We start from the raw sequence: 19,800 nt of genomic DNA, 5'->3' as shown, positions 1-19,800 counted from the left end.
CTAATTCCCATCCCTTGCCTTCGTTACAGTTGCAGGGTGTGGGAATTTTGTTGTGTTGGGCAACGCTTGTTTGGCGATGTTTGTTCAGCGTTTGTTCAGCAATTCTGGTGCGGCGACTGGTGAGAGACAAGGCTAGAGACGTTAGAATGCTTCAGGCAGAGCGAGCAAGTAGAAAATGTAAAATTGTAAAATGTTTGAGCCTCCTCAACTCACCCTCCTGACTCATCCTGGCATTCTTTGGGAACGGGCGATCGCGCAAACCCGCTCTGCGATCGCATCGGGTGCGTTGCGCTCTGTTCCTACCGAACGGGGGTTTATTCACGATGAGGGGGTTCAGTTTTTGGTACGGGTTCTCACGAATCTGATCCGCAAAGACGCCGCAACTCAAGCGCAAATTACGGCAGAAACAACCACTGGTAAATCGTTTAATCCTTTTTTACCCTACGAAGACGATTTGTTTGTGGTTGATGTCTCTCCGACTCATGTGTGTTTATTAAATAAATTCAACGTTGCTGATCATCATTTATTGGTGATTACGCGCGCTTTTGAAGAACAAGAATCGTGGCTGACGTTCAACGATTTTGCCGCGCTGTGGGCTTGCCTAGCCGAATTTGATGGGCTAGCCTTTTACAACGGTGGCAAAACCGCAGGAGCTAGCCAGCGCCACAAACATCTGCAACTCGTGCCCTTTCCGCTCGTACCAGAAAGCCGACTCCCGATCGCATGCTTGCTCTCGTCTGCTACGCTGACGCCGCCTAACAATGTTCCTGGGTTGCCCTTCCTCCATGCTTTTGCTCCCCTTGATCCCAGTTGGGCACGCTCTCCTGCCAAAGCGGCTGACCTCACGTTAAGTTGCTACAACAGGCTGTTTCAATCGCTAGGATGGCAGCCCAGCACTGGAAATACCCCCATGCAGTCTGGGGCATACAATCTGCTGATGACACGGGACTGGATGCTAGTTGTGCCGCGATCGCGCGAAAGTACACACAATATTTCCGTCAATTCTCTCGGCTTTGCTGGCGCACTACTGGTGCGTAGCGAGGCAGAATTGAATCTCCTTACAAAAATACGTCCAATGAATCTTTTGAGACAGGTTGCCTTTCCGTTAAGTTAAATGGATCGACGACAGAGTTGAACCATGAATCACGAACAGTTTATTGCTGCCCCAAATTCCATCATCAAGCTCAAAAATTACGACCCAAAATACACAGGTTCGTTGGATAAAAAAGCAGCAAAAGTTGAGTTACAAACCGGAATCGGACGCCTTGCTGACTATCAAAATGTTCTGTACGCTCAAAACTCGTATGCGCTTCTAATTATTTTTCAAGCAATGGATGCGGCTGGAAAAGATAGCACGATCAAACACGTTATGTCGGGGATCAACCCTCAAGGCTGTCAGGTGTTTAGCTTTAAAGCGCCATCTGAAGAAGAACTTGACCATGATTATTTATGGCGATCAATGAGAGCCTTACCCGAACGGGGTCGGATTGGCATTTTCAATCGATCCCACTACGAAGAAGTGCTGGTTGTGCGCGTCCATCCAGAGTTTCTGGCACGGCAACAACTGCCGCCTGAGTTGATACACGACCAGATTTGGGAGCAGCGCTTTGAGGACATCAACAACGTTGAGAAATATCTTTCCAACAATGGCATCATTGTGCTCAAATTTTTTCTCAATGTTTCAAAAGAAGAGCAAAAAAAACGCTTCCTCGATCGCATCAATAAGCCAGAGAAAAATTGGAAATTTTCGATGTCTGATGCAAAAGGGCGGGCGGCTTGGGATGAGTATATGCGCGCCTACGAAGCCGTGTTTACCCATACCAGCACCCCCTGGGCACCCTGGCATATTATTCCAGCAGACCATAAATGGTTTACGCGATTGGCGGTGGCAAACATTATTTGCAGTAAGTTAGAGTCCCTAAATCTACAATATCCAACCGTGAGTAAGCAGCATCAGCAAGAACTTTTAGAGGCAAAAAAAGTCCTTGAACGCGAAGACTGAGCCATCTCAACCGCTTTAGATCGTCAGCTACCTGGGCGCTTTTTGGATCTCTTCGCGAAGGGTTGCCAAATCAATGTAATTGTTCGCCACATGGATAAGCTGATCGCTAGTCATCGATCGCAGCGCAAATACCTCCACCCGCGCTCCAAGATAGCTCACCGCATTTACCGCATAAGACAAATCTCCGTCACCGCTAATCACCACTTCAGTATCACAACTCGAAGCCATCCGCACCATATCCACGGCAATTTCAACATTCATGCTGCTCGCCCGTTTTGTCCCTGCTGCGTTATGCACCACATCTTTTGTGACCACCCGATAGCCGTTGCGACGCATCCAGGTTAAAAACGCTTGCTGTCTCGAATTGGTTGGATCAACACCGGTGTAGAAAAAAGCATAGGCGAGTTGGCTATTGTGGCGAAAATAGCGGAGCAGTTTTGCGTAGTCGATCTCAATTCCCATCTGAGACGCCGCATAAAACAGATTCGCGCCATCAATAAACATGATTACTCGACCGCGATTTGTATCACGCGGCTCTAAAGGGTTGCGATCGTCTTCTAGCACATTAGGGTCGCCAATCTGCTCAGAAAATGGTATAGGTAACTGGTGTTCAGGAAAATGAATCGGTTCAAGGTGAAGCGTAGTCTTCTCCCCGACCGGCTTCTTTGGAATTGGCTGAAGCATGAATAGAGTTTTTAGTCTAAAACAGTGATGCAATGTGGGAGGACAACCCAAGCATTGATCTAGAAGTGTTGATTTGATGGAAGTTTATTAAAGGATTGCGGGCTATTTTATGGGGAGATAGAAGAACTCAATTTTTCTACCTCCTACGAGAATCACTCGTAATTTGGCATTTTGCGATCGCTTGTTAAAAAGCTTAAGCAGATTGGTTGCTTTATAACAAAGGCTTTAAATCTAGACTTACTCCTACACATAGAAAGGAGCACCCACTGTCACTGAATATTTATGTATCGAGGAATACTACGCTTTCTTACCCTATATTCTAGCAATGCGTTCTCTAGCGCGGCGAGTTGCCATTTTTGTCTACCAATTAATAAATTTCCCTCCAGGGCTAGGGCGACTTTACCTGGGTTGCGTTCAGTAGAAATTGCCTGATCACCCCACTGGTTTGTTGTCGCATTCTTTGGAGAGACGCCATATCCAACCATGTTGAACCCTCAATGCCTTGAGCAAAAAGTGCTGGAGTCTCTCTTAATAAATGTCGAGCCTCTTTTAGTTATGAATGCGGTAAGCCGCTAAAACATTGAGCGTATTATAAAGAAATTTCATCTTTTTAACAAGTCGAAAGATTAGTTCGTGATTCTTTGAAGTAACATTACAGAACTTACGATCGCACAGTTCAATAGGTATAGAAATTAAGTCTAGACTCTGAGCATACCGCTTCAACCAAAATTACGGCACCATGTTTTTTTAGCAAAATTGACAAACAAATATCACAGTTTATATCGTTTATCACGGCTCTCTATCCAATTTCAAAAAAGCGCGGTAAACCTGAAGTGAATATCAAGTTCCTCTAGACACAGACCTTTAGATATGAAAGCGCCCTTCAGGTGTAATCACGCTATATCATCATTCTTACCACCGTTTTAGCTTGGTTGAAAGCTGCCTCTCTTCTCAAGCTTTGTGTTGTTTTTTTACAAACCTTTTTAGGCTAGATGATTGAATAGAGTGAGCAGCAACGGTCTCTGAAAACATCGGTTATAGCTCGGTTATAGAAAATAAATTTTGTGGAGCCGAATGATTATGCAACTCGTTCCCCGTCCTGATTGGAATCAGTCTTCTCCAAAGCCATTAGATTGTGCTCAAGAGCCGACTTCGTCTGTTGTTGAAGAGATGAGATCACCCTCTGAAACTGACGATCGCGTGATTATTTTTATTGATGGCTCTAACCTATTTTATGCTGCCATGCAGCTTGGTTTAGAGATTGATTATGCAAAGCTGCTTTGTTATCTTACCGGTAAGCGGCGATTGTTAAGGGCATATTTTTACACAGGCGTTGATCGGCACAATGAGAAACAGCAAGGCTTTTTACTCTGGATGCGCCGCAATGGCTACCGCGTCGTCACTAAAGATTTGGTGCAGTATCCGGATGGCTCTAAGCGAGCGAATTTAGATGTTGAAATTGCTGTGGATATGGTAATGCTAGCCAAGCATTGTGATGTTGCAGTCTTACTCAGTGGTGATGGTGATCTCGCGTATGTTGTCAATCATGTGGCATATCAGGGCACCTGTGTCGAAGTGGTAAGTCTCCCAGCAATGACGAATGACGGGCTGATTGATGTGGCGGATCGCTTTATTGATCTATCCGCAATTCGCGCTCAAATTCAGCGTTCTGAGCCTGAAAGCCGTGCTCACTCTGTTTCTTAGCCGTAAGAAGTAAAAATTATCCCTTTGAACAAGCTTGCCGTGACGCATGCGCGCGATCGCACATTCAATAGTTTTCTGAGCCGTTGCCTCTTGATTGACATAGGATTGCTATAGATTTTTTTACGCTAGAGCCTTTTATGTCCATCAAAAAGATTGTTTCGATCGGAATGCTGATTTTTGTGCCAATTTCGATTGCGGCTGAACTGTTGCACTGGGGCACGATGACCGTTTTCATCACCTCTGCCTGCGCGATCGTACCCCTGGCAATCTGGTTGAGCACGGCAACCGAGGAAGTTGCGATCGTTACGGGACCTTCGATCGGTGGGTTGCTCAACGCGATCTTTGGCAATGCCACAGAACTGATCATTGGGTTAGTTGCTCTGAGAGCCGGATTGATCGATATCGTTAAAGCCAGTATTACCGGAACGATTATCAGTAATTTGTTACTAGCGATGGGGCTTTCGATGTTTTTTGGTGGGCTGCGGTATAAAGAGCAAGAATTTAAGCCGATCGTCGCGCGAGTTAATGGCTCATCTATGACACTTGCTGTGATTGCCATTTTGCTGCCTACGCTAGCATTTTATACTTCTGGAAAAATTGAAACTCCTGCGATTGAAAAGCTTTCGATTACTGTAGCAATTGTGTTGATTGCCGTGTACATCATGACATTAATTTTTTCATTGAAAACTCATAACTACCTTTATGAAGTTAGTTTGGCAGAGTTAGAGGAAGAAAGCAACCACCAACCTAATCTGTGGCTGTGGCTCGGAGTATTAGTCGCATCGACTCTTGCAGTTGCCTACGAATCTGAGATTTTTGTTGGAGTCGTTGAAGAAGCAACGAAAGGATTAGGATTGACACCGCTGTTTACTGGAGTGATTCTCTTGCCGTTGGTCGGTGGCGTGGCAGAGTATGTGACAGCCGTTGGTGTTGCTGTTAAAAATAATATGGATTTGTCGGTCTCTGTAGCGATGGGATCGAGCTTGTTAGTTGCGTTGTTAATGGCTCCGTTGTTGGTTATTGTTGGGCAAGCGATTGGGCAACCCATGGATTTAAGTTTCAATTTGTTTGAGGTTGTGGCGGTTACAGTGGCGGTTGTTGTGGCAAATCTGATCAGTTTAGATGGGCGATCAAACTGGTTAGAAGGGGTACTGTTGTTAGCGACTTACATTATTCTTGGGGCGGCGTTCTATTTTCAGTAAGGGTAAGCCTGCGCTGCGCTGAGGGCATCAAATTGCTGATGACAGAGGTAAAGCGATCGCGGCACATGAAAACATCCCTTCCATTTGCCGCCTTTAAGATCTATCAGCACGTCTCCCTGGCGGTTGAGATAGCCAAACCATTCGCCCCACTGCGGATCGGCAAAATGCGACCATGAGTATTCGTGGAGTTTTTCGTACCAGTCCCAACATTCTTGGCGACCCGTCAACCGATATCCCATCGATAGCGCCACCAGCGATTCTAGATGAACCCACCACAGTTTTTGATCCCATTCCAACTGCTGGGGTGGATGTCCTTTCGTATCCATAAAATAATACAATCCGCCATACTCTCGATCCCAAGCAAAATCAAGGATATTTAATACAATCTCGATTGCTTGATGGACTAGTTTGGAATCACCTAGACGATTGCCAATATCCATAATAAACCACATTGCTTCGATGCCATGACCCGGATTAATTAATCGTCCTTCAAAACAATCGATCAGCAATCCATCAGGTGCAACGTTTTCATACATAAGCTTGCGATCGCTATATGGAGCAAAGCTAGCGTCGCTGAGAAAGTCAGTCATCACTTCTTCAACCGTTGCATTCAGCACATGTTCAAGGGTGTTGCTTGGTAACAGCCAGTCCATTTCTAGGGTCAAATTAGCTAAAATCATCGGCACAGCTAACGATTTCATAGGGCGAGTGCCCGGATAGGCTTTGTTGTAGTCACCTTTAGGATTGTCTTTGCGGCGTAAAACATTGTCATATGCTTGCAATGCAATATCTTTTGCCCACTCTTTGCCAGAGGCGAGCGCATATTTACTAAACGCCATTGCGGCGAAGCAGTCAGAGAAAATATTGTAGGGTTGCACGAGCGGGTTTCCAGACCGATCGAGGGCAAAGTACCAGTTTCCCGCTGCATCTCTACCGTGTTTCGCCAAAAAATCAGCCCCGTTTGCCGCGATCGCAAGCCAGTCTTCGCGCGGTTCTATCTGGTGATAAAAGGTCGAGAACGTCCATACCTGGCGATTTTGCAGCCAGATAAATTTGTCGGTGTCGTACACCTTGCCGTTGCGATCGAGGCAGGTGAAATAGCCGCCCTGCTCCCAATCGATCGAATGCCGCTCCCAAAACGGCAAGACATCATCGAGGAGAGCAGTCTTGTAAAGGTTTGCTAAGGCTCTAAAGTCTTGCTCCACGAATTCATTCTCAACAACAATGCAGTAGCATCATATCGCTCTTTACGCTGTCTAATCTCGGATAACTCTGACATATACTGTTCCTCAATAACCTTTCTCTATACGCAGAGCTATCCCCAAGTTTGGAGAATTATTTGTCACCAAACTCTAGATTCATAAGGGAAGTTGTTATTGGATTTCAGTGACGACAATCTATTTAATCTTCTATCTAAAGGCAAAAGCTCAAATCTTTTACGACCTAATAGAGCAACCTTCACAAGAATAGTACTTAAGAACTATTTTGTCTACTAAACCTCTTGAGCACTGTTAAATCTAGGGAAGCTGAACTTGAGAAAACCTATAGCACTGCCATTGCCAAACAGGAATCTAAGGCAGAATAGTAGGGAAAAGCGATCGCGGAGAAACACGATGGAAATTGCGCGGCAAATCAGCGTGGACAAAGCCATTCATCACGGTACACCTGTCATCAGTGGAACACGGGTTCCGGTCTCGATCGTCGTCGGTTCCCTCGCAAGCGGCATGAATAAAGAGGAAGTTATGCAAGAGTACGAACTCACCAAAGAGCAAGTTGAGGCTGCTCTCTCGTATGCAGCCGATTTGGTCAAACAAACTGAGGTTGTGGCTTTGGAAGCTTGAGTCTTGAATATTCTGGTCGATGAAAACATGCCACGCTCCCTTGCGCCTCAAATTGCGGAACTAGGTTTTTCCGTTCAAGACGTGCGCGATATTGGACTGCGCGGACATCCCGATACAGAGGTGATGGCTGCCGCGATCGCTACCGATGCAATTATCATCACCCGCGATCGCGGATTTACGAATCCTAAAAACTGGGCTGAAGGATTTACCGCAGGTGTGATTTTCATCAATCTTGTTAACGATACTCCTACCAACACCGTTAATGCAAAAGTTCTAGAACTTCTAAAAAACCGTTTGCCTGTGTCTTTGTTGGGTGCACTTACAACGATCGAATCTCGTCGGGCGCTATCTCGTCCCATTCACCGTAGATCTTAAAGAATATGACTGCACTCTTTCATAATGTGGGTAGAACGGTTTGTTGAGTTTGATAAAGCGTCATCACATCGTTAAGCGATAGCCGAGACTGCGCCCCCAAGGTCAGCCGCGAGGTATGCCCACGCTCCAAATGTTCAGCCGCTGCACAGGCAATCATTGCTGCATTGTCCGTACAAAATTGCATCGGGGGAAAGATAACCCGCAAATTGTGACGCTCAGCCGCTGCTTGTAAATGCTGACGCAAACCCCGATTGGCAGCCACCCCACCCCCGATCGCGATCGCATCTAAGCCAAAATCTCGCGCACCTGCGATCGCGCGTTTGGTCAGCGACTTGGCTACCGTTTCTTGAAAACTCGCCGCTAGATCTGCGATCGGTAATGGCTCCCCGCTCTGCTGAAACTTCTGAGTCAGCCGTAGAACCGCCGTTTTTAACCCGCTAAAACTAGAATCGTAGGGATGAAAGCCGCCTCCGGGCAGGGAAATTTGACCTTCGGGCAGAGCAAACGCTTTTGGATTGCCCACTTGCGCGAGGCGATCGATAGCAGGACCACCCGGATAGCCCAACTCCAGCAGCCGCGCCACTTTATCGAAGGCTTCTCCGGCGGCATCATCACGGGTTTGCCCTAACACCTCATACCGTCCACAATCTTTAACGTAAATCAAACTCGTATGCCCACCCGAAACGAGGAGGCAGAGAAACGGCGGCTCTAAGGTTGGGTCGCTGAGATAAGAGGCGTAAATGTGCCCTTCTAAGTGATGAATTCCAAGAAATGGCTTTTGGTAGAGCATCGCCAAGGTTTTGGCTGCCGTCAAGCCGACAAGCAACGCGCCGACCAAGCCAGGAGCGCAGGTTCCAGCGATGCCATCGATCGCTGACCAGTCGAGGTGTGCCGCTTCAAGGGATTGTGCGATCGCATGATTGACAATTTCCACATGCTGACGAGATGCCACCTCTGGCACAACGCCGCCGTATTGCTGATGAATCGCCACCTGAGACGACACAATGCTGCTCAAAACGTTACGATTTTTGACGATCGCTACTGCCGTTTCGTCACAACTTGTTTCAATTGCTAAAACCGTTGCCATTTGCTGATACGTTTTTGAAAGTATAGGCTACCCCAGCACGGCTAAAACCTGCATGGTGTAGCTAAAGCCCAATTGGGTAACGCTAATAAAAAGTTTATCGCGCTACTCAGTTTCGTCTATTTTTGTAAGGCAGAAAGTACAACCCTTTTTGCCCTCATAACCTTCGCAATTTGTAAAAAAGGGAAACAATTCCATGCGACGATTGTTTGCTCTAGTTCTAGTTTTCTCCTTGTGGTTTGGCTTTGTTGCCCCAGAGCCAGCCCATGCCTACAACTTGGTTCCGTGTAGCGAAAGCGCTGCCTTTGCTCAACGTGCCCAAGACTCGGTGAGCAAGTCAGCAGCCCGTCGGTTTGAGCAATACTCTCGCTCAAACTTGATGTGCGGTAAAGACGATGGGTTGCCCCACTTAATTGTAGATGGCAATCTAGCTCACGTTGGTGAATTCACGATTCCAGGAATCTTGTTCTTGCTGATCACAGGTTGGATCGGCTGGGCAGGTCGTTCTTATCTCCAAGCGGTGAAGAAGAGCGGCAACCCCGAAGAGCAAGAAGTCATTATCAATGTACCGTTGGCAATCAGATGCATGTTGAGTGCTGCCTTTTGGCCGCTCTTGGCAGTCAAAGAATTGACATCGGGTGAACTTGTGGTGGGCAAAATTACTAACGTGACCAACGGTATTCCGGTTTCTCCGCGCTAGGGGTTTCCTATCTAACTGTTTTGCCTAAATTCTGGAGGATTTCATGGCTCGTTATCTGTCTTCTGCTCCTGTTTTGACTGCGCTTTGGCTAACCTTTACGGCTGGCATGTTGATCGAGTTTAATCGGTTCTTTCCCGATTTGCTCTCGCATCCCCTCAATTAGGGATAGCGAATGAGGAACGCTTGCAGCAACCCTCAGAATATCTCTAGACGCTAGTTAAGAATATTGATCAAACTCGCGATCGCTCTTTTTAGAAGGTCGCGAGTTTTTGTGTAAAGATCGAGCGATCGAATTATTTCTTAACGCTGAGACTGCCTTAGCAAAGTGACTCTTAAGAATGATGAGAACCTCAGCATGGTTTTTCTAACCTAAAACTCATCAACAGTAAATTTATGGAGTTTAGCTATGACTGGTTTTCCTCGCTATCTTTCGAGTGCCCCAATGCTAGCTGTCGTTTCAGTTAGTGTTGCGTTTACTATTTTCATGCTAATTAATTGGGTTTCGCCCGATCTGTTGTTTTTGGCTGAATAAACCAACTGAATAAAGCGGTGTGGGTGGTGGAAAATGCTTCAATTGCGGTTCTGAAGCTTGTACGCTAGAACGTATCCTTCCATCGCCCACTGGTTTATGCTTGATTACGAACTTGAAGTCCGCCGGCTTTTGGACATCATGCCTGCCTCTGGGCGAATGTTCACCAAACTGGTCAGCAAGCCAGACCAAAGGCTTGTGATTGATGCTCCCTTTCCGTTGCCTTGGAGAATTGATCGCAGTGTCTATATTAATTTTGATCTGTGGAGTCGCCTTTCTCGTCCGCAGCGAGACTTGCTGATGTTGCGGACGGTATGTTGGCTAGCAGGTGTGAGATGGTTCCAACCCAATCTGTCGCTGGGTTTGGCAGTTGCGGGGGTTGCAGGGTTGGGGTTTGAGGTATTGCAGCAAGATGCGGTTGGAATAGCAGCCACAACCGCCCTCGGCGCGATCGCGCTGACTCAGATCTGGCGCAGCAATCGTAGCTCTCGTAAAGACCTCGACGCTGACGAAAAAGCCCTACAAATTGCCCAACGGCGGGGCTATACCGAAACCGACGCTGCCGGACATCTGCTCTCTGCGATCGCATCTGTTGCCCAAAACGAAGGGCGATCGCTGACCTTTACTGAACTGTTGAGATGCCAAGCGTTGCGTGCGATCGCGGGTCTTTCCCCAGTTGGTATTCCAGAATCAATGCGGCAACAAGACTTTTAGCGATGCTGTTGTGCTTTGGCTTTTGTCTGCTTCGGTTTAAAATACGCCTCCATGACCTGGCGCACCATGGGAGCCGTCACTGAACCGCCGCTTCCCCCAGAAAACTCACCCATTGCAACCACGACAATTTCAGGTTTATCGTAGGGCGCGAAAGCTCCAAACCAGGTATGAGACCCCTGCCCCATATCTTCTGCCGTGCCGCTCTTGCCTGCCACGGGGGGCAACGTTGGGATGTTCAGGGCTTGCCCTGTTCCGGTGCTGATTACGCCCCGCAGACCTTCTCGTAGTAGCCGGATTGTATCCGACCTCAGATTGAGCGGCTGGCGCCAAGCTTGGGCAGTTGCGTTCTCTTTAAGCAGATGCGGCTTGACCCGATAGCCACCATTCGCCGCGATCGCAAACATCCCTGCCACTTGCAACGGGCTTGCTTCAAGATAGCCCTGCCCAATCGTCATATTTACCGTGTCGCCAACAAACCACGCTTGCTTCACCTGTTTTTGCTTCCACAGCGCATCAGGAACAAGTCCAGGTGATTCTTCAGCACTCAGTTCTATGCCCGTCTTCTGCCCAAATCCGTAGCGGCGCGTCCACTCGATGAGGGGCTTTTCCCCCATCCCTAGCCCGATTTGATAAAAGAACGTATCACTACTCCACGTCATCGCCCCTACAAAGCCTTGAGGACCAAAGCCAGCATGATTCCACTCACCAAAATCAACGCCGCTGACATGGAGCGATGGATAAGTGTTGAGAACGGTCTGCGGTGAAAATTTGCCAGACTCTAAGCCTGCCGTAGTTGTCACAATCTTGAAGGTACTGGCAGGCGGATAGCTTTGCAGAACCCGGTTCAAAAACGGCTGGTCTTGACTTTGAAGCTGTTTCCACTTCTCGTCTGACATATGCGTGGTGAATAGATTGGGGTCAAATCCAGGGCGGCTGACCATCGCCAGAATGGCACCCGTGTTTGGGTCGAGGGCTACGATCGCACCTTTTTGGATTCCCAGCGCTGCTTCAGCCGCCTTTTGAAGCTCTAAGTCGAGCGTTACCGTGACATCTTTCCCAGCGCGAGTTTCTTTCTCACCCAAGACGTTTAACACAGTCCCCGCCCCATCCACCTCAACTTGCTGACCGCCCCATTCGCCCCGCAGTTGCTGCTCAAAGGCAGCCTCAATGCCCATCTGACCGATCACATCGCCTAGCCGATAGTCTTTGCCTTGGCGACGTTGCAACTCTTGGTCATTCATTTCCCCGGTATAGCCGATGACATGCGCTCCTAAGTCGCCGTGGGGATAGTCGCGCATGGCTTCTGCATCCACCTCTACCCCCTCTAGCTCAGCGCGATATTCTTCTAGGGCAGTCACTTTTTGTGGGCTAACCCCCCGGGCAATCCGCACCATATAGGGAGATCTGTAGCCTTCTTCGGCTAATCGCCGCTCAATAGCTTGCACCGGAATGTTGAGAATGTCGGCGAGGCGCTGACGGGTTTTATGCCAGTCTGCTTTCTTCTGAGTTAGGGGTTGCAAATAAACGGAATGAGACAGCCGACTTCCGGCTAAAATTCTGCCCTTGCGATCGAAGATTTTGCCCCGCTCTGGAGGTTTGGGAATCAGCCGAATTCGGTTGGTTTCTGCTAATTGACGATTACGATCGCCGTCCACCAACTGCAAATGAACCAACCGCCCGCCCAAACCACCGATAATTATCCCCGACAGCAGCACCATCAGCACAATTGCCTGGTTTTGGCGTCCTACACTTCGAGCCGTTTGCAGGGGCAGCGTGGGTGTAGAAAGAGATCGAAGTAGGGTCATAGATCAACAACTAAAAGGACGCAGAATCTCTGCATAACGCTACAAACTTGCATCAGAGCAACCTGGTAGATTGTCAACGTTGAGTGGATGGGTTGATGAGTGAGAGGGTAGAGGGGTGAGAGGGTGCATGAGCCGATGGATTTGATTACTGACCAACCCATCCACTCATCTACTCCTCCACTCATCGATTCCCAGTCCATCAGTTCAATCTTGACAGACCACTAGAGTGCAACGCTATCAGGGCTTTGCTAAGAATTTCTGTCTGGGAGTTTCGGCATACCTCTGGGCAACCTAAACCCAGAACCAGCGAAGACTACGATCGAATACACCCAATTTGTTAAATGATTTTTTAACCTTGACTTGCCTGATGCCGATCAGCGGCTCGAAAACAGGCTCCAAATTCGTCTCATCCTCTAAAATAAATCAGACAGGTCACGGCGACTCTCTACCTTTTGGCAGAAAGCCCTATATTCCTGGCTAGGAAAGAATCACCGTAGGGAACCGAAACTATGTCTCAAACGGCAGCACACCAGCAGCTTTCAACAGGCGTCAACGTCGGATTTGATGTTGAACTGCGGAAAGTGTTTAAAGTTTATCATGGTGAACCGGCGGTACGCAGCGTTGATCTTAGTATTCAGCGAGGTGAGTTTTTTAGTATTCTCGGTCCATCGGGGTGCGGCAAAACCACAACATTACGCCTGATTGCCGGATTTGAGACGCCGACCGCAGGAGAGATTGTGATTGGTGGGCAGTTGATAAATCATGTGCCGCCCTATCGCAGACCAGTGAATACAGTGTTTCAAAGCTATGCGCTGTTTGGTCATTTATCGGTGTGGGAAAACGTTGCGTTTGGGTTGCGGATTCAGAAATGTTCGCGCTCCGAGATTCAAACTCGGGTACAGGAAGCGCTGAAACTAGTGAAAATGGAAGGCTTTGCCAAGCGCTCTCCGGCGTCTCTTTCAGGGGGGCAGCAGCAGCGGGTTGCTTTAGCGCGGGCGTTGGTCAACCGTCCTACTGTGGTGTTGCTCGATGAGCCGTTGGGCGCGTTGGATCTTAAGCTTCGCAAAGAGATGCAGGTTGAACTGTCGTTGCTGCACCGCGAGTTGGGCGTCACGTTTGTTATGGTGACGCACGATCAAGAAGAAGCGCTGTGCCTATCCGATCGCATCGCGGTGATGAATGCGGGGCAAGTCGAGCAAATTGGCACACCCGATCAGATTTATGAACGTCCCCAAACGGCGTTTGTCGCTAGCTTTATTGGCGATACTAATCTATTTCGTGGCAGAATTGAGGGCGCACACCCCTCTATGCTGTGGATTCGTACCGAAAGCGGCTTGAAAATGAAGGTACAGCCTGCCCATACACGGGAGCCGCTCACATCGGGGCGGGTGGTGGTGAGTGTGCGTCCTGAGAATATTCAGGTTAGCCTGACCCCCCACGAGCCGGGCAACAGTTTTGAGGGTCGGCTTCAAGATGTGATGTATCTCGGAACTCATGTGCATTATTTTGTGGTGTTGAGTTCTGGCGATCGCATCACCGTCCGTCAAACCAATGGGGCGGCTGTGCCAAGTGCGGAGACGCCCATCTATCTTTTTTGGGGCGCAGAAGCAGGTTTGGCGCTACCGGAGCAGGGGTGAATCAGGGGTGAATGCTATGTCAAATCGAGCTTTTCAGTTATCCCGCCGTCGGTTTTTGCACCATGCGATCGCAGGCGCATCTGGAGCCGCCCTATCAGGGTGTGGCTGGACGTTAGCCAAAGTTCAGACCGAGCAGGTGGCGCAAGATAGCTCTGGCGATTTGCATATTTACACCTGGTCAAGCTACATCGATCAGGAACTCGTCAATGCCTTTCGAGAGAAAACCGGCATTAACGTGGTTTTCGATATTTTCGATTCTAATGAAACAATGCTGGCGACGTTTCAAGCGGGCAAAGGCAGCCTCTACAGCATTATCTACCCCTCGGATTATAAAGTGAGTCAGATGATCCAGCTAGGGCTGCTCAGCGAGCTAGAGCGATCGCGGCTAGACGGGTTGACCAATCTTCTACCCCGCTTTCAGCAGTCGGTTCACGATCCGGGAAATCGCTACAGTGTGCCCGTGAGTTGGGGAACGACCGGGTTGTTGTATAACAGCGAAAAGCTAACTGACGCTCCGACGGATTGGACGTATCTTTGGGACAACAAAACCAGGCTAACGCGCCGCATCACGCTGATGGATGACGTGCGAGAAGTGATGGGAGCCGCCTTGCGATCGCTAGGGTTTTCCTATAATTCCACCAATCCTACTGAAATTAAGCAAGCCTATGAACGGCTGCAAGAATTGAAACCTACGATCGCAACTTTCACCACCGATGCGTGGCGCGATCAGATCTTGGCGGGTGACTTGCTAATCTCGATGTGCTACTCAGCCGATGCCGTCAACGCGATGGAGCAAAATAAAGCGCTGAGGTATGTAATTCCTAAAAGCGGCACATCGATTTGGAGCGATACGATGGTGATTCCTAAAACGGCTCCTAACCGAGAGGCAGCTTACGCTTGGATTAGTTTTATGCTGCAACCTGAGGTTGCCGCCACCGTAACTGAACGATTGTTTTTTGCGACGCCCAATTCGGCAGCGTTTCAGCAGTTACCTGAAGCCTTGCGCCTAAATGTCAGTCTGTTTCCTTCCCCAGCCGATATCGGTCAATCGGAAGCGATCGCACCCATCAAAAAGCCGATCCTAGAACTCTATGATCAATACTGGACTAAGCTAACGAGCAGCTAAGATCCAGGGGTGCCAAAAAAGCTGCGCTAACGCTCGCCACCAAACCCACCCAGTAGCGCTAGACCTCCGAGGACTGCGATCGCAAGTGCCCCAAAGGTAGCCGCCGGGTTTTTATCAATCGCATCCAGGAAGCTCGGAATCTCCAAGCTCTTGAAATCTCCTTCTACCCGGTCAAAGCCTTCAATCGGTTCGTACAGATTGTTTGGCTCTTCTGCCTTAAATTCCTGAGTTTTTTGCCCTTTAAACCCAATCAATAACAATCCGGCATCTACTAATGCAGGAGAAATCTTTTGTGCGATATCGAGAATGCGACCAATATCCCCCACAATGTAATCGCGAACTTCATGTTCAGAAGCATACAAAATTGCATCTGACACCAGACTTGGATTGTAGTAAGGCGGAATACCCGTTGGTTTAACGCCCAATTTTGTCTTGCCTTTGTTGTAAAACGGTGTGTTGATTACCGCAGGCAAAATGTTTGCCACGTTGATCTGGTAACCTTCGTGTTTCAGTTCCAGCCGCATGGCATCAATAAAGCCTTCTACGCCATGCTTAGACGACGCATAGGCACTCTGAAACGGCACAGTTCGTCGTGCTTCGACAGAGGTAATGTGAATTAGCGAACCCCGCCCTTCGCGCTTGAGGTGAGGCAATGCTGCCATCGCGCCATACACTTGCCCCATTAGGTTGACATCAATCACCCGCTTAAATTCTTCTGGTGTAAGCGAATCAAACGTGGCAAACATGCCTGTCGCGGCAACATGAACCCACGTATCCAACCGCCCGAAGTGCTCAACCGTTTTATCGGCAACGTCTTTCACCTGCTCAAACTGGGCAACATCTGCTGGAATTGCGATCGCGTCTCCGCCCGCTTGCCGAATTTCTTCAACCAGGCTCATCAGCCCCTCTTGGCTGCGAGCAGAAACAACGACTTTTGCGCCTTTTTGAGCAAACCTCAGGGCAGCATCTCGCCCAATTCCGCTCGAAGCTCCCATCACAGCAACGACTTGTTGATCAATTGGTTTAAGATTCATTAGTTTTTCTCTTTTGCGATGTGTTTTGTGTTTACTTCAATGTTAATTTAGCATTCACTCATCTTCAGCAAGCTCTCGTCTTTCGCTATAATCTTCCGAAGACGTTGGTTCTAGTTCCCAGCGATGATCATCGCGTTGTTCCAAAATGTCGTTGGTGTGTAAAAAGTTGGCGTCGTCCATTTCCAAACCAACTGCTTTCCCCAAGTCATCGACAATATCCATATCAGGAGTTGAAACGGTTCCTCCTACAGATTCATCCCCCACAGCGTTTGCCTGCTCGTAGTTGGCATCAATATCGCCGCCTGTCAGTTCTGGAGTCGCTTCGTTCAGGTCTTGGGCGCGATCGCGCATCGTTCGACCACCCAAGGTGTAGCCCGGAAGCTCATGGACGCCGGTTCCATAAGACTCTGTAATGTCCTGAGGCAACTCCTCTCCATCCTCGCTGAAAGCGCCATCAATTTCTGCGGTGGGTAGAGCATCATCGAGATCTCCATCCTCTTCTGTAGCCCTACCCGAATTGTGGAGAGAAGCTGCTAAATCAGTTTCGTCGGTAGGATTTCTAGCGCCAGAACTATCTTTGCTATATCCTGTGTTGCTCATGATTGATCCTTCCTCGTAAAAAGACGGCTAAGGTTTTGCCTGTTTGCTGAATTAACTGCACGGTAGCGAATTTCAGGAAAGTATCAAATCTTCATATAGATAGATCAAGCCCTTCTGCGCCATGAATCCGCCGTAAGAGCGAGGGCGGCTTATCACTCCAGATTGAGGAGCGCGATCGCAAGAACTCTTATCGTGATTGGTGATGCATAGAAAATTTTGTAGCATCGCAACTACAAACGCAGCACTTAATACCAAACACTAAATCAAACATTTAGCACCTACAACACGGAGAGCAATGGTAATGACAAGCCAAACGGGGGCAAAGCGAGTCGCAATTTTGATAGAGCAAGGGGTTGAGGATGCAGAGTTTCAGCTTCCTTACAATGCACTAAAGAAAGCGGGAGCCGATGTGGTTGTGTTGGGTTCGCGCATGAATGAGGAGTACAAAGGCAAACAGAATAAACTATCGATCAAAGCCGATGCTACCACCAGCGAAGCGATCGCAGCAGATTTTGATGCAGTGATCATTCCAGGGGGGCAAGCGCCCGACAAAATGCGGACTAACCTAAAAACCGTCAACTTCGTGAAAGAAGCCCTGGATGCTGGAATTTTGGTTGCTTCGGTGTGCCATGGTCCTCAAGTTTTGATCGAAGGTGACATGCTTGAAAACGTGCGAGCCACAGGCTTTCGCGCCATTCGCAAAGATATGCAAAACGCTGGAGCCGTTTTTGTGGATGAACCTCTCGTGATCGACGACAACCTGATCACCTCTCGCCGCCCAGGAGACTTGCCGATTTTTACCACCGCTATTTTGCAATCTTTAGATCTCAACGTTCCCGATACGAGCTTGCCCAATGTTGGTGATGTTGATGCAGGCTGGTGGAAACTCGGAGAAGCGTGGGGCGGCTCAAGTAAGAGCGAAATTGTCAATGGCATCAATACCGCGATCGCAGGTGAGCGATATAGTCTTGAAGCCTTTCAACATTATCTCGATAATGCCTCTGACGAAGCAATGCGCGAACTCTTCCAGGAAATTTGCGCCCACAAACAGCAGCACATCCAATCGCTTGAGTCTCGTCTAGACGTATTGGAAGAAAAGCCCTCTTTACCCGCCTCAATTAGCAATTTCTATGCCGATATCAAAGCATTTTTCCAAAATAATCGTAGCGATATTGACGTGTTGCGACGAGCATTAGGTGATATGCAAACTGGCGTTGTTGATATTTATACCCTACGCAATAAGCTTACCGATCCTGCTACCGTTGCCATTTTTGATCAGATGGAGATCGTTTTATCTAGAGACGAGTCTCGCCTTGCTGAGATGTACAAAGATCGCCTAGGAGAACGCACTCCTCAGTCTCCGAAGCCATCGAGCAGCCCTTCTGTTACGGCGGGATAAGGTTGGCGGAGTAGCTGACGTCTCGGCAGAACGGATGGAATGATCAACTTATCCGTTTTTTAGGAAGTGCGAGCATATCTGGAGTCTGTTTAGAGGTGAAGAATCATGGAAATTCAGTCTGATAAAATTACGAATTCTACTGACGCTCAGCAGGCGGAGGTATCTGAGACCGAGAAGTGGGCATCGATCATTGGCGGCGGTGCGATGGTGTTGGCAGGGTTGCAGCAGCGATCGCTACGGGGAATTTTGACTGCGATCGCAGGAGGTGGGCTTGCCTATCATGGGGCAACGGCTGAGAAAAGTTTGACTAACAAAGTGGGGGAAGCAGTGGGCGTAAACAAAGCTATTAAAGTTGAGAAAACTGTCACTATCAACAAATCGGCAGAAGAGCTATACAACTACTGGCATGATTTTGAGCGGTTGCCGACGTTTATGAAGCACCTCCAGTCTGTGACGGTGGTAGATGTTCGCCGTTCCCATTGGGTTGCCACTGCCCCCCTAGGGCAAACGGTTGAATGGGATGCCGACATCATTAACGACCTGCCAAACCATCTGATCGCGTGGGCTTCGGTTGAGGGGGCAGATATTGATAATTCTGGATTTGTGAGATTTCAGCCTGCCACTGGCGATCGCGGAACTGAAGTGAAAGTCGTGTTGGAATATAACGTTCCGGGTGGGGCACTCACAGCCGCGGTTGCAAAACTTTTTGGCGAAGAACCCGAACAGCAAATCGGTGATGACCTAAACCGCTTTAAACAACTCATGGAAGCAGGGGAGATTGCAACAACAGAGGGTCAGCCAAAGGGCTAGATACTGCTCGAACTCTTAAATTTTATTCACCAATTTTGCAGCGATTAAACCTATGATCCAACTTCGTAGCATTTTAACGATTCTTTTCCTTAGTTTTTGCCTGTTTGGCAGCATTGCCTTTAGTAATGACGTTAGCGTTGTCAGCCTTGCAGCTATTACTCCTCCTGAAGCACAGAATATTATCAATAATTCTGATAGCGCTCAGGAGGCAGGTCAAAGGCTGAAATCTTCAGATTCGTTTGAGAAAGTTCGCGATCGCAAGGCATTAAATACGGCGGAAGAGGTGACGGATCGGTTTGAGGCTAACCAAAGCGATCGCAGAGATCCGCTCGTTAGCCACACCCAAAACAAGCTCGAAGAATTTGCTGAAAATGTCAAAGAAAAGCTCAATCTTGATGAGCCAATTCCTCAAAGCACAAAAGACTTTGGAAACGATCTGAAGAGCAAGGCGAATGAAACTTTAGGGCGCTCTAAAGGAGAACCTGGCTATTACCAGAACCCGCAGTAGAACTTCAATTTTGCTATCCATGATTTACAGGAAGACTCATAGATGA

21 protein-coding genes are annotated in these 19,800 nt (G+C 48.4%); 15 read left to right on the top strand and 6 right to left on the bottom strand.

Going from position 1 to position 19,800, the window contains the following annotated elements:
* Positions 1-190 precede the first annotated feature (190 nt).
* Both GS601_RS14700 and GS601_RS14695 read left to right on the top strand, forming a co-directional pair.
* On the top strand, positions 191-1,114 hold the full coding sequence (locus GS601_RS14700; protein ID WP_162424042.1) for an ATP adenylyltransferase family protein: 924 nt from the start codon (positions 191-193) through the stop codon (positions 1,112-1,114).
* A 24-nt stretch (positions 1,115-1,138) separates the two neighbouring features.
* Complete coding sequence (locus GS601_RS14695; RefSeq protein ID WP_162424041.1) at positions 1,139-2,002, top strand: polyphosphate kinase 2 family protein; 864 nt, start codon at positions 1,139-1,141, stop codon at positions 2,000-2,002.
* 27 nt (positions 2,003-2,029) lie between these two features.
* Here GS601_RS14695 and GS601_RS14690 read toward each other — a convergent pair whose 3' ends face one another.
* Positions 2,030-2,686 (bottom strand): LabA-like NYN domain-containing protein, encoded by a 657-nt coding sequence (locus GS601_RS14690; RefSeq protein ID WP_162424040.1) that lies wholly within the window; start codon positions 2,684-2,686, stop codon positions 2,030-2,032.
* 1,080 nt (positions 2,687-3,766) lie between these two features.
* On the opposite strand from GS601_RS14690, the gene GS601_RS14685 reads away from it, so the two are divergent.
* Both GS601_RS14685 and cax read left to right on the top strand, forming a co-directional pair.
* A complete protein-coding gene (locus tag GS601_RS14685) occupies positions 3,767-4,390 on the top strand; it encodes a LabA-like NYN domain-containing protein (RefSeq protein ID WP_162424039.1) in 624 nt (207 codons plus the stop codon).
* A 137-nt stretch (positions 4,391-4,527) separates the two neighbouring features.
* Positions 4,528-5,592 carry a calcium/proton exchanger gene (gene cax / locus GS601_RS14680; protein ID WP_162424038.1) on the top strand — a complete coding sequence of 355 codons (1,065 nt, stop codon included), beginning with the start codon at positions 4,528-4,530 and terminating at the stop codon, positions 5,590-5,592.
* Here the strand turns inward: cax and GS601_RS14675 are convergent.
* A complete protein-coding gene (locus GS601_RS14675) occupies positions 5,586-6,797 on the bottom strand; it encodes a n-acyl-d-glucosamine 2-epimerase (protein ID WP_162424037.1) in 1,212 nt (403 codons plus the stop codon). The genes cax and GS601_RS14675 overlap by 7 nt on opposite strands.
* Before the next feature lie 408 nt (positions 6,798-7,205).
* Between GS601_RS14675 and GS601_RS14670 the strand changes: the two genes are divergently transcribed.
* Complete coding sequence (locus GS601_RS14670) at positions 7,206-7,433, top strand: DUF433 domain-containing protein (RefSeq protein WP_162424036.1); 228 nt, start codon at positions 7,206-7,208, stop codon at positions 7,431-7,433.
* Between the two features lie 3 nt (positions 7,434-7,436).
* On the top strand, positions 7,437-7,808 hold the full coding sequence (locus GS601_RS14665) for a DUF5615 family PIN-like protein (RefSeq protein ID WP_274381986.1): 372 nt from the start codon (positions 7,437-7,439) through the stop codon (positions 7,806-7,808).
* Positions 7,809-7,827: 19 nt separating this feature from the next.
* On the opposite strand, the gene tsaD is transcribed toward GS601_RS14665, so the two are convergent.
* On the bottom strand, positions 7,828-8,895 hold the full coding sequence (tsaD, locus tag GS601_RS14660; protein ID WP_162424034.1) for a tRNA (adenosine(37)-N6)-threonylcarbamoyltransferase complex transferase subunit TsaD: 1,068 nt from the start codon (positions 8,893-8,895) through the stop codon (positions 7,828-7,830).
* Between the two features lie 193 nt (positions 8,896-9,088).
* Between tsaD and GS601_RS14655 the strand changes: the two genes are divergently transcribed.
* The 4 genes from GS601_RS14655 (at position 9,089) to GS601_RS14640 (ending at position 10,835) form a co-directional block, all read left to right on the top strand.
* Positions 9,089-9,592 (top strand): Photosystem I reaction center subunit III, encoded by a 504-nt coding sequence (locus GS601_RS14655; RefSeq protein ID WP_162424033.1) that lies wholly within the window; start codon positions 9,089-9,091, stop codon positions 9,590-9,592.
* A 43-nt stretch (positions 9,593-9,635) separates the two neighbouring features.
* A complete protein-coding gene (psaJ, locus tag GS601_RS14650) occupies positions 9,636-9,755 on the top strand; it encodes a photosystem I reaction center subunit IX (protein ID WP_202925100.1) in 120 nt (39 codons plus the stop codon).
* A 243-nt stretch (positions 9,756-9,998) separates the two neighbouring features.
* Entirely contained in the window at positions 9,999-10,124 is a 126-nt protein-coding gene (locus GS601_RS23645) for a hypothetical protein (RefSeq protein WP_162424032.1), read from the top strand.
* A 96-nt stretch (positions 10,125-10,220) separates the two neighbouring features.
* Entirely contained in the window at positions 10,221-10,835 is a 615-nt protein-coding gene (locus GS601_RS14640) for a DUF3318 domain-containing protein (RefSeq protein WP_162424031.1), read from the top strand.
* Here the strand turns inward: GS601_RS14640 and mrdA are convergent.
* Positions 10,832-12,640, bottom strand: a complete 1,809-nt coding sequence (mrdA, locus tag GS601_RS14635; protein WP_162424030.1) for a penicillin-binding protein 2 — start codon at positions 12,638-12,640, stop codon at positions 10,832-10,834. The genes GS601_RS14640 and mrdA overlap by 4 nt on opposite strands.
* Before the next feature lie 509 nt (positions 12,641-13,149).
* Here mrdA and GS601_RS14630 point away from each other — a divergent pair.
* Entirely contained in the window at positions 13,150-14,277 is a 1,128-nt protein-coding gene (locus GS601_RS14630; RefSeq protein WP_162424029.1) for an ABC transporter ATP-binding protein, read from the top strand.
* A gap of 16 nt (positions 14,278-14,293) precedes the next feature.
* Positions 14,294-15,403 (top strand): ABC transporter substrate-binding protein, encoded by a 1,110-nt coding sequence (locus GS601_RS14625; RefSeq protein ID WP_162424028.1) that lies wholly within the window; start codon positions 14,294-14,296, stop codon positions 15,401-15,403.
* A gap of 26 nt (positions 15,404-15,429) precedes the next feature.
* On the opposite strand, the gene GS601_RS14620 is transcribed toward GS601_RS14625, so the two are convergent.
* The gene (locus GS601_RS14620) at positions 15,430-16,437 is read right to left on the bottom strand and encodes an SDR family oxidoreductase (protein ID WP_162424027.1); all 1,008 of its coding nucleotides are present in this window, start codon (positions 16,435-16,437) and stop codon (positions 15,430-15,432) included.
* A 54-nt stretch (positions 16,438-16,491) separates the two neighbouring features.
* Entirely contained in the window at positions 16,492-17,037 is a 546-nt protein-coding gene (locus GS601_RS14615; protein ID WP_202925099.1) for a DUF6335 family protein, read from the bottom strand.
* Between the two features lie 295 nt (positions 17,038-17,332).
* Here GS601_RS14615 and GS601_RS14610 point away from each other — a divergent pair, with 295 nt between their 5' ends.
* From GS601_RS14610 to GS601_RS14600, 3 genes are all read left to right on the top strand, one after another.
* A complete protein-coding gene (locus GS601_RS14610; RefSeq protein WP_162424026.1) occupies positions 17,333-18,436 on the top strand; it encodes a DJ-1/PfpI/YhbO family deglycase/protease in 1,104 nt (367 codons plus the stop codon).
* A gap of 105 nt (positions 18,437-18,541) precedes the next feature.
* Complete coding sequence (locus GS601_RS14605) at positions 18,542-19,246, top strand: SRPBCC family protein (protein ID WP_162424025.1); 705 nt, start codon at positions 18,542-18,544, stop codon at positions 19,244-19,246.
* Positions 19,247-19,298: 52 nt separating this feature from the next.
* Positions 19,299-19,754, top strand: coding sequence for a hypothetical protein (locus GS601_RS14600; protein ID WP_162424024.1), 456 nt, complete (start codon positions 19,299-19,301; stop codon positions 19,752-19,754).
* Positions 19,755-19,800: the final 46 nt, after the last annotated feature.

The sequence above is a fragment of the Myxacorys almedinensis A genome (assembly GCF_010091945.1).
Classification (GTDB): Bacteria; Cyanobacteriota; Cyanobacteriia; order Leptolyngbyales; family Leptolyngbyaceae; genus Myxacorys; species Myxacorys almedinensis.
Note: the sequence above shows the minus strand (reverse complement) of the source record. Positions and strands in the feature narration are given on the sequence as shown.

What these genes read in the sequence shown, in the direction of transcription:
- GS601_RS14700 (WP_162424042.1), top strand. Translation starts at nt 191, where the DNA reads ATGTTTGAGCCTCCTCAACTCACCCTCCTGACTCATCCTGGCATTCTT.
- GS601_RS14695 (WP_162424041.1), top strand. Translation starts at nt 1,139, where the DNA reads ATGAATCACGAACAGTTTATTGCTGCCCCAAATTCCATCATCAAGCTC.
- GS601_RS14690 (WP_162424040.1), bottom strand. Translation starts at nt 2,686, where the DNA reads ATGCTTCAGCCAATTCCAAAGAAGCCGGTCGGGGAGAAGACTACGCTT.
- GS601_RS14685 (WP_162424039.1), top strand. Translation starts at nt 3,767, where the DNA reads ATGCAACTCGTTCCCCGTCCTGATTGGAATCAGTCTTCTCCAAAGCCA.
- cax (WP_162424038.1), top strand. Translation starts at nt 4,528, where the DNA reads ATGTCCATCAAAAAGATTGTTTCGATCGGAATGCTGATTTTTGTGCCA.
- GS601_RS14670 (WP_162424036.1), top strand. Translation starts at nt 7,206, where the DNA reads ATGGAAATTGCGCGGCAAATCAGCGTGGACAAAGCCATTCATCACGGT.
- tsaD (WP_162424034.1), bottom strand. Translation starts at nt 8,895, where the DNA reads ATGGCAACGGTTTTAGCAATTGAAACAAGTTGTGACGAAACGGCAGTA.
- GS601_RS14655 (WP_162424033.1), top strand. Translation starts at nt 9,089, where the DNA reads ATGCGACGATTGTTTGCTCTAGTTCTAGTTTTCTCCTTGTGGTTTGGC.
- psaJ (WP_202925100.1), top strand. Translation starts at nt 9,636, where the DNA reads ATGGCTCGTTATCTGTCTTCTGCTCCTGTTTTGACTGCGCTTTGGCTA.
- GS601_RS23645 (WP_162424032.1), top strand. Translation starts at nt 9,999, where the DNA reads ATGACTGGTTTTCCTCGCTATCTTTCGAGTGCCCCAATGCTAGCTGTC.
- GS601_RS14640 (WP_162424031.1), top strand. Translation starts at nt 10,221, where the DNA reads ATGCTTGATTACGAACTTGAAGTCCGCCGGCTTTTGGACATCATGCCT.
- mrdA (WP_162424030.1), bottom strand. Translation starts at nt 12,640, where the DNA reads ATGACCCTACTTCGATCTCTTTCTACACCCACGCTGCCCCTGCAAACG.
- GS601_RS14630 (WP_162424029.1), top strand. Translation starts at nt 13,150, where the DNA reads ATGTCTCAAACGGCAGCACACCAGCAGCTTTCAACAGGCGTCAACGTC.
- GS601_RS14625 (WP_162424028.1), top strand. Translation starts at nt 14,294, where the DNA reads ATGTCAAATCGAGCTTTTCAGTTATCCCGCCGTCGGTTTTTGCACCAT.
- GS601_RS14620 (WP_162424027.1), bottom strand. Translation starts at nt 16,437, where the DNA reads ATGAATCTTAAACCAATTGATCAACAAGTCGTTGCTGTGATGGGAGCT.
- GS601_RS14615 (WP_202925099.1), bottom strand. Translation starts at nt 17,037, where the DNA reads ATGAGCAACACAGGATATAGCAAAGATAGTTCTGGCGCTAGAAATCCT.
- GS601_RS14610 (WP_162424026.1), top strand. Translation starts at nt 17,333, where the DNA reads ATGGTAATGACAAGCCAAACGGGGGCAAAGCGAGTCGCAATTTTGATA.
- GS601_RS14605 (WP_162424025.1), top strand. Translation starts at nt 18,542, where the DNA reads ATGGAAATTCAGTCTGATAAAATTACGAATTCTACTGACGCTCAGCAG.
- GS601_RS14600 (WP_162424024.1), top strand. Translation starts at nt 19,299, where the DNA reads ATGATCCAACTTCGTAGCATTTTAACGATTCTTTTCCTTAGTTTTTGC.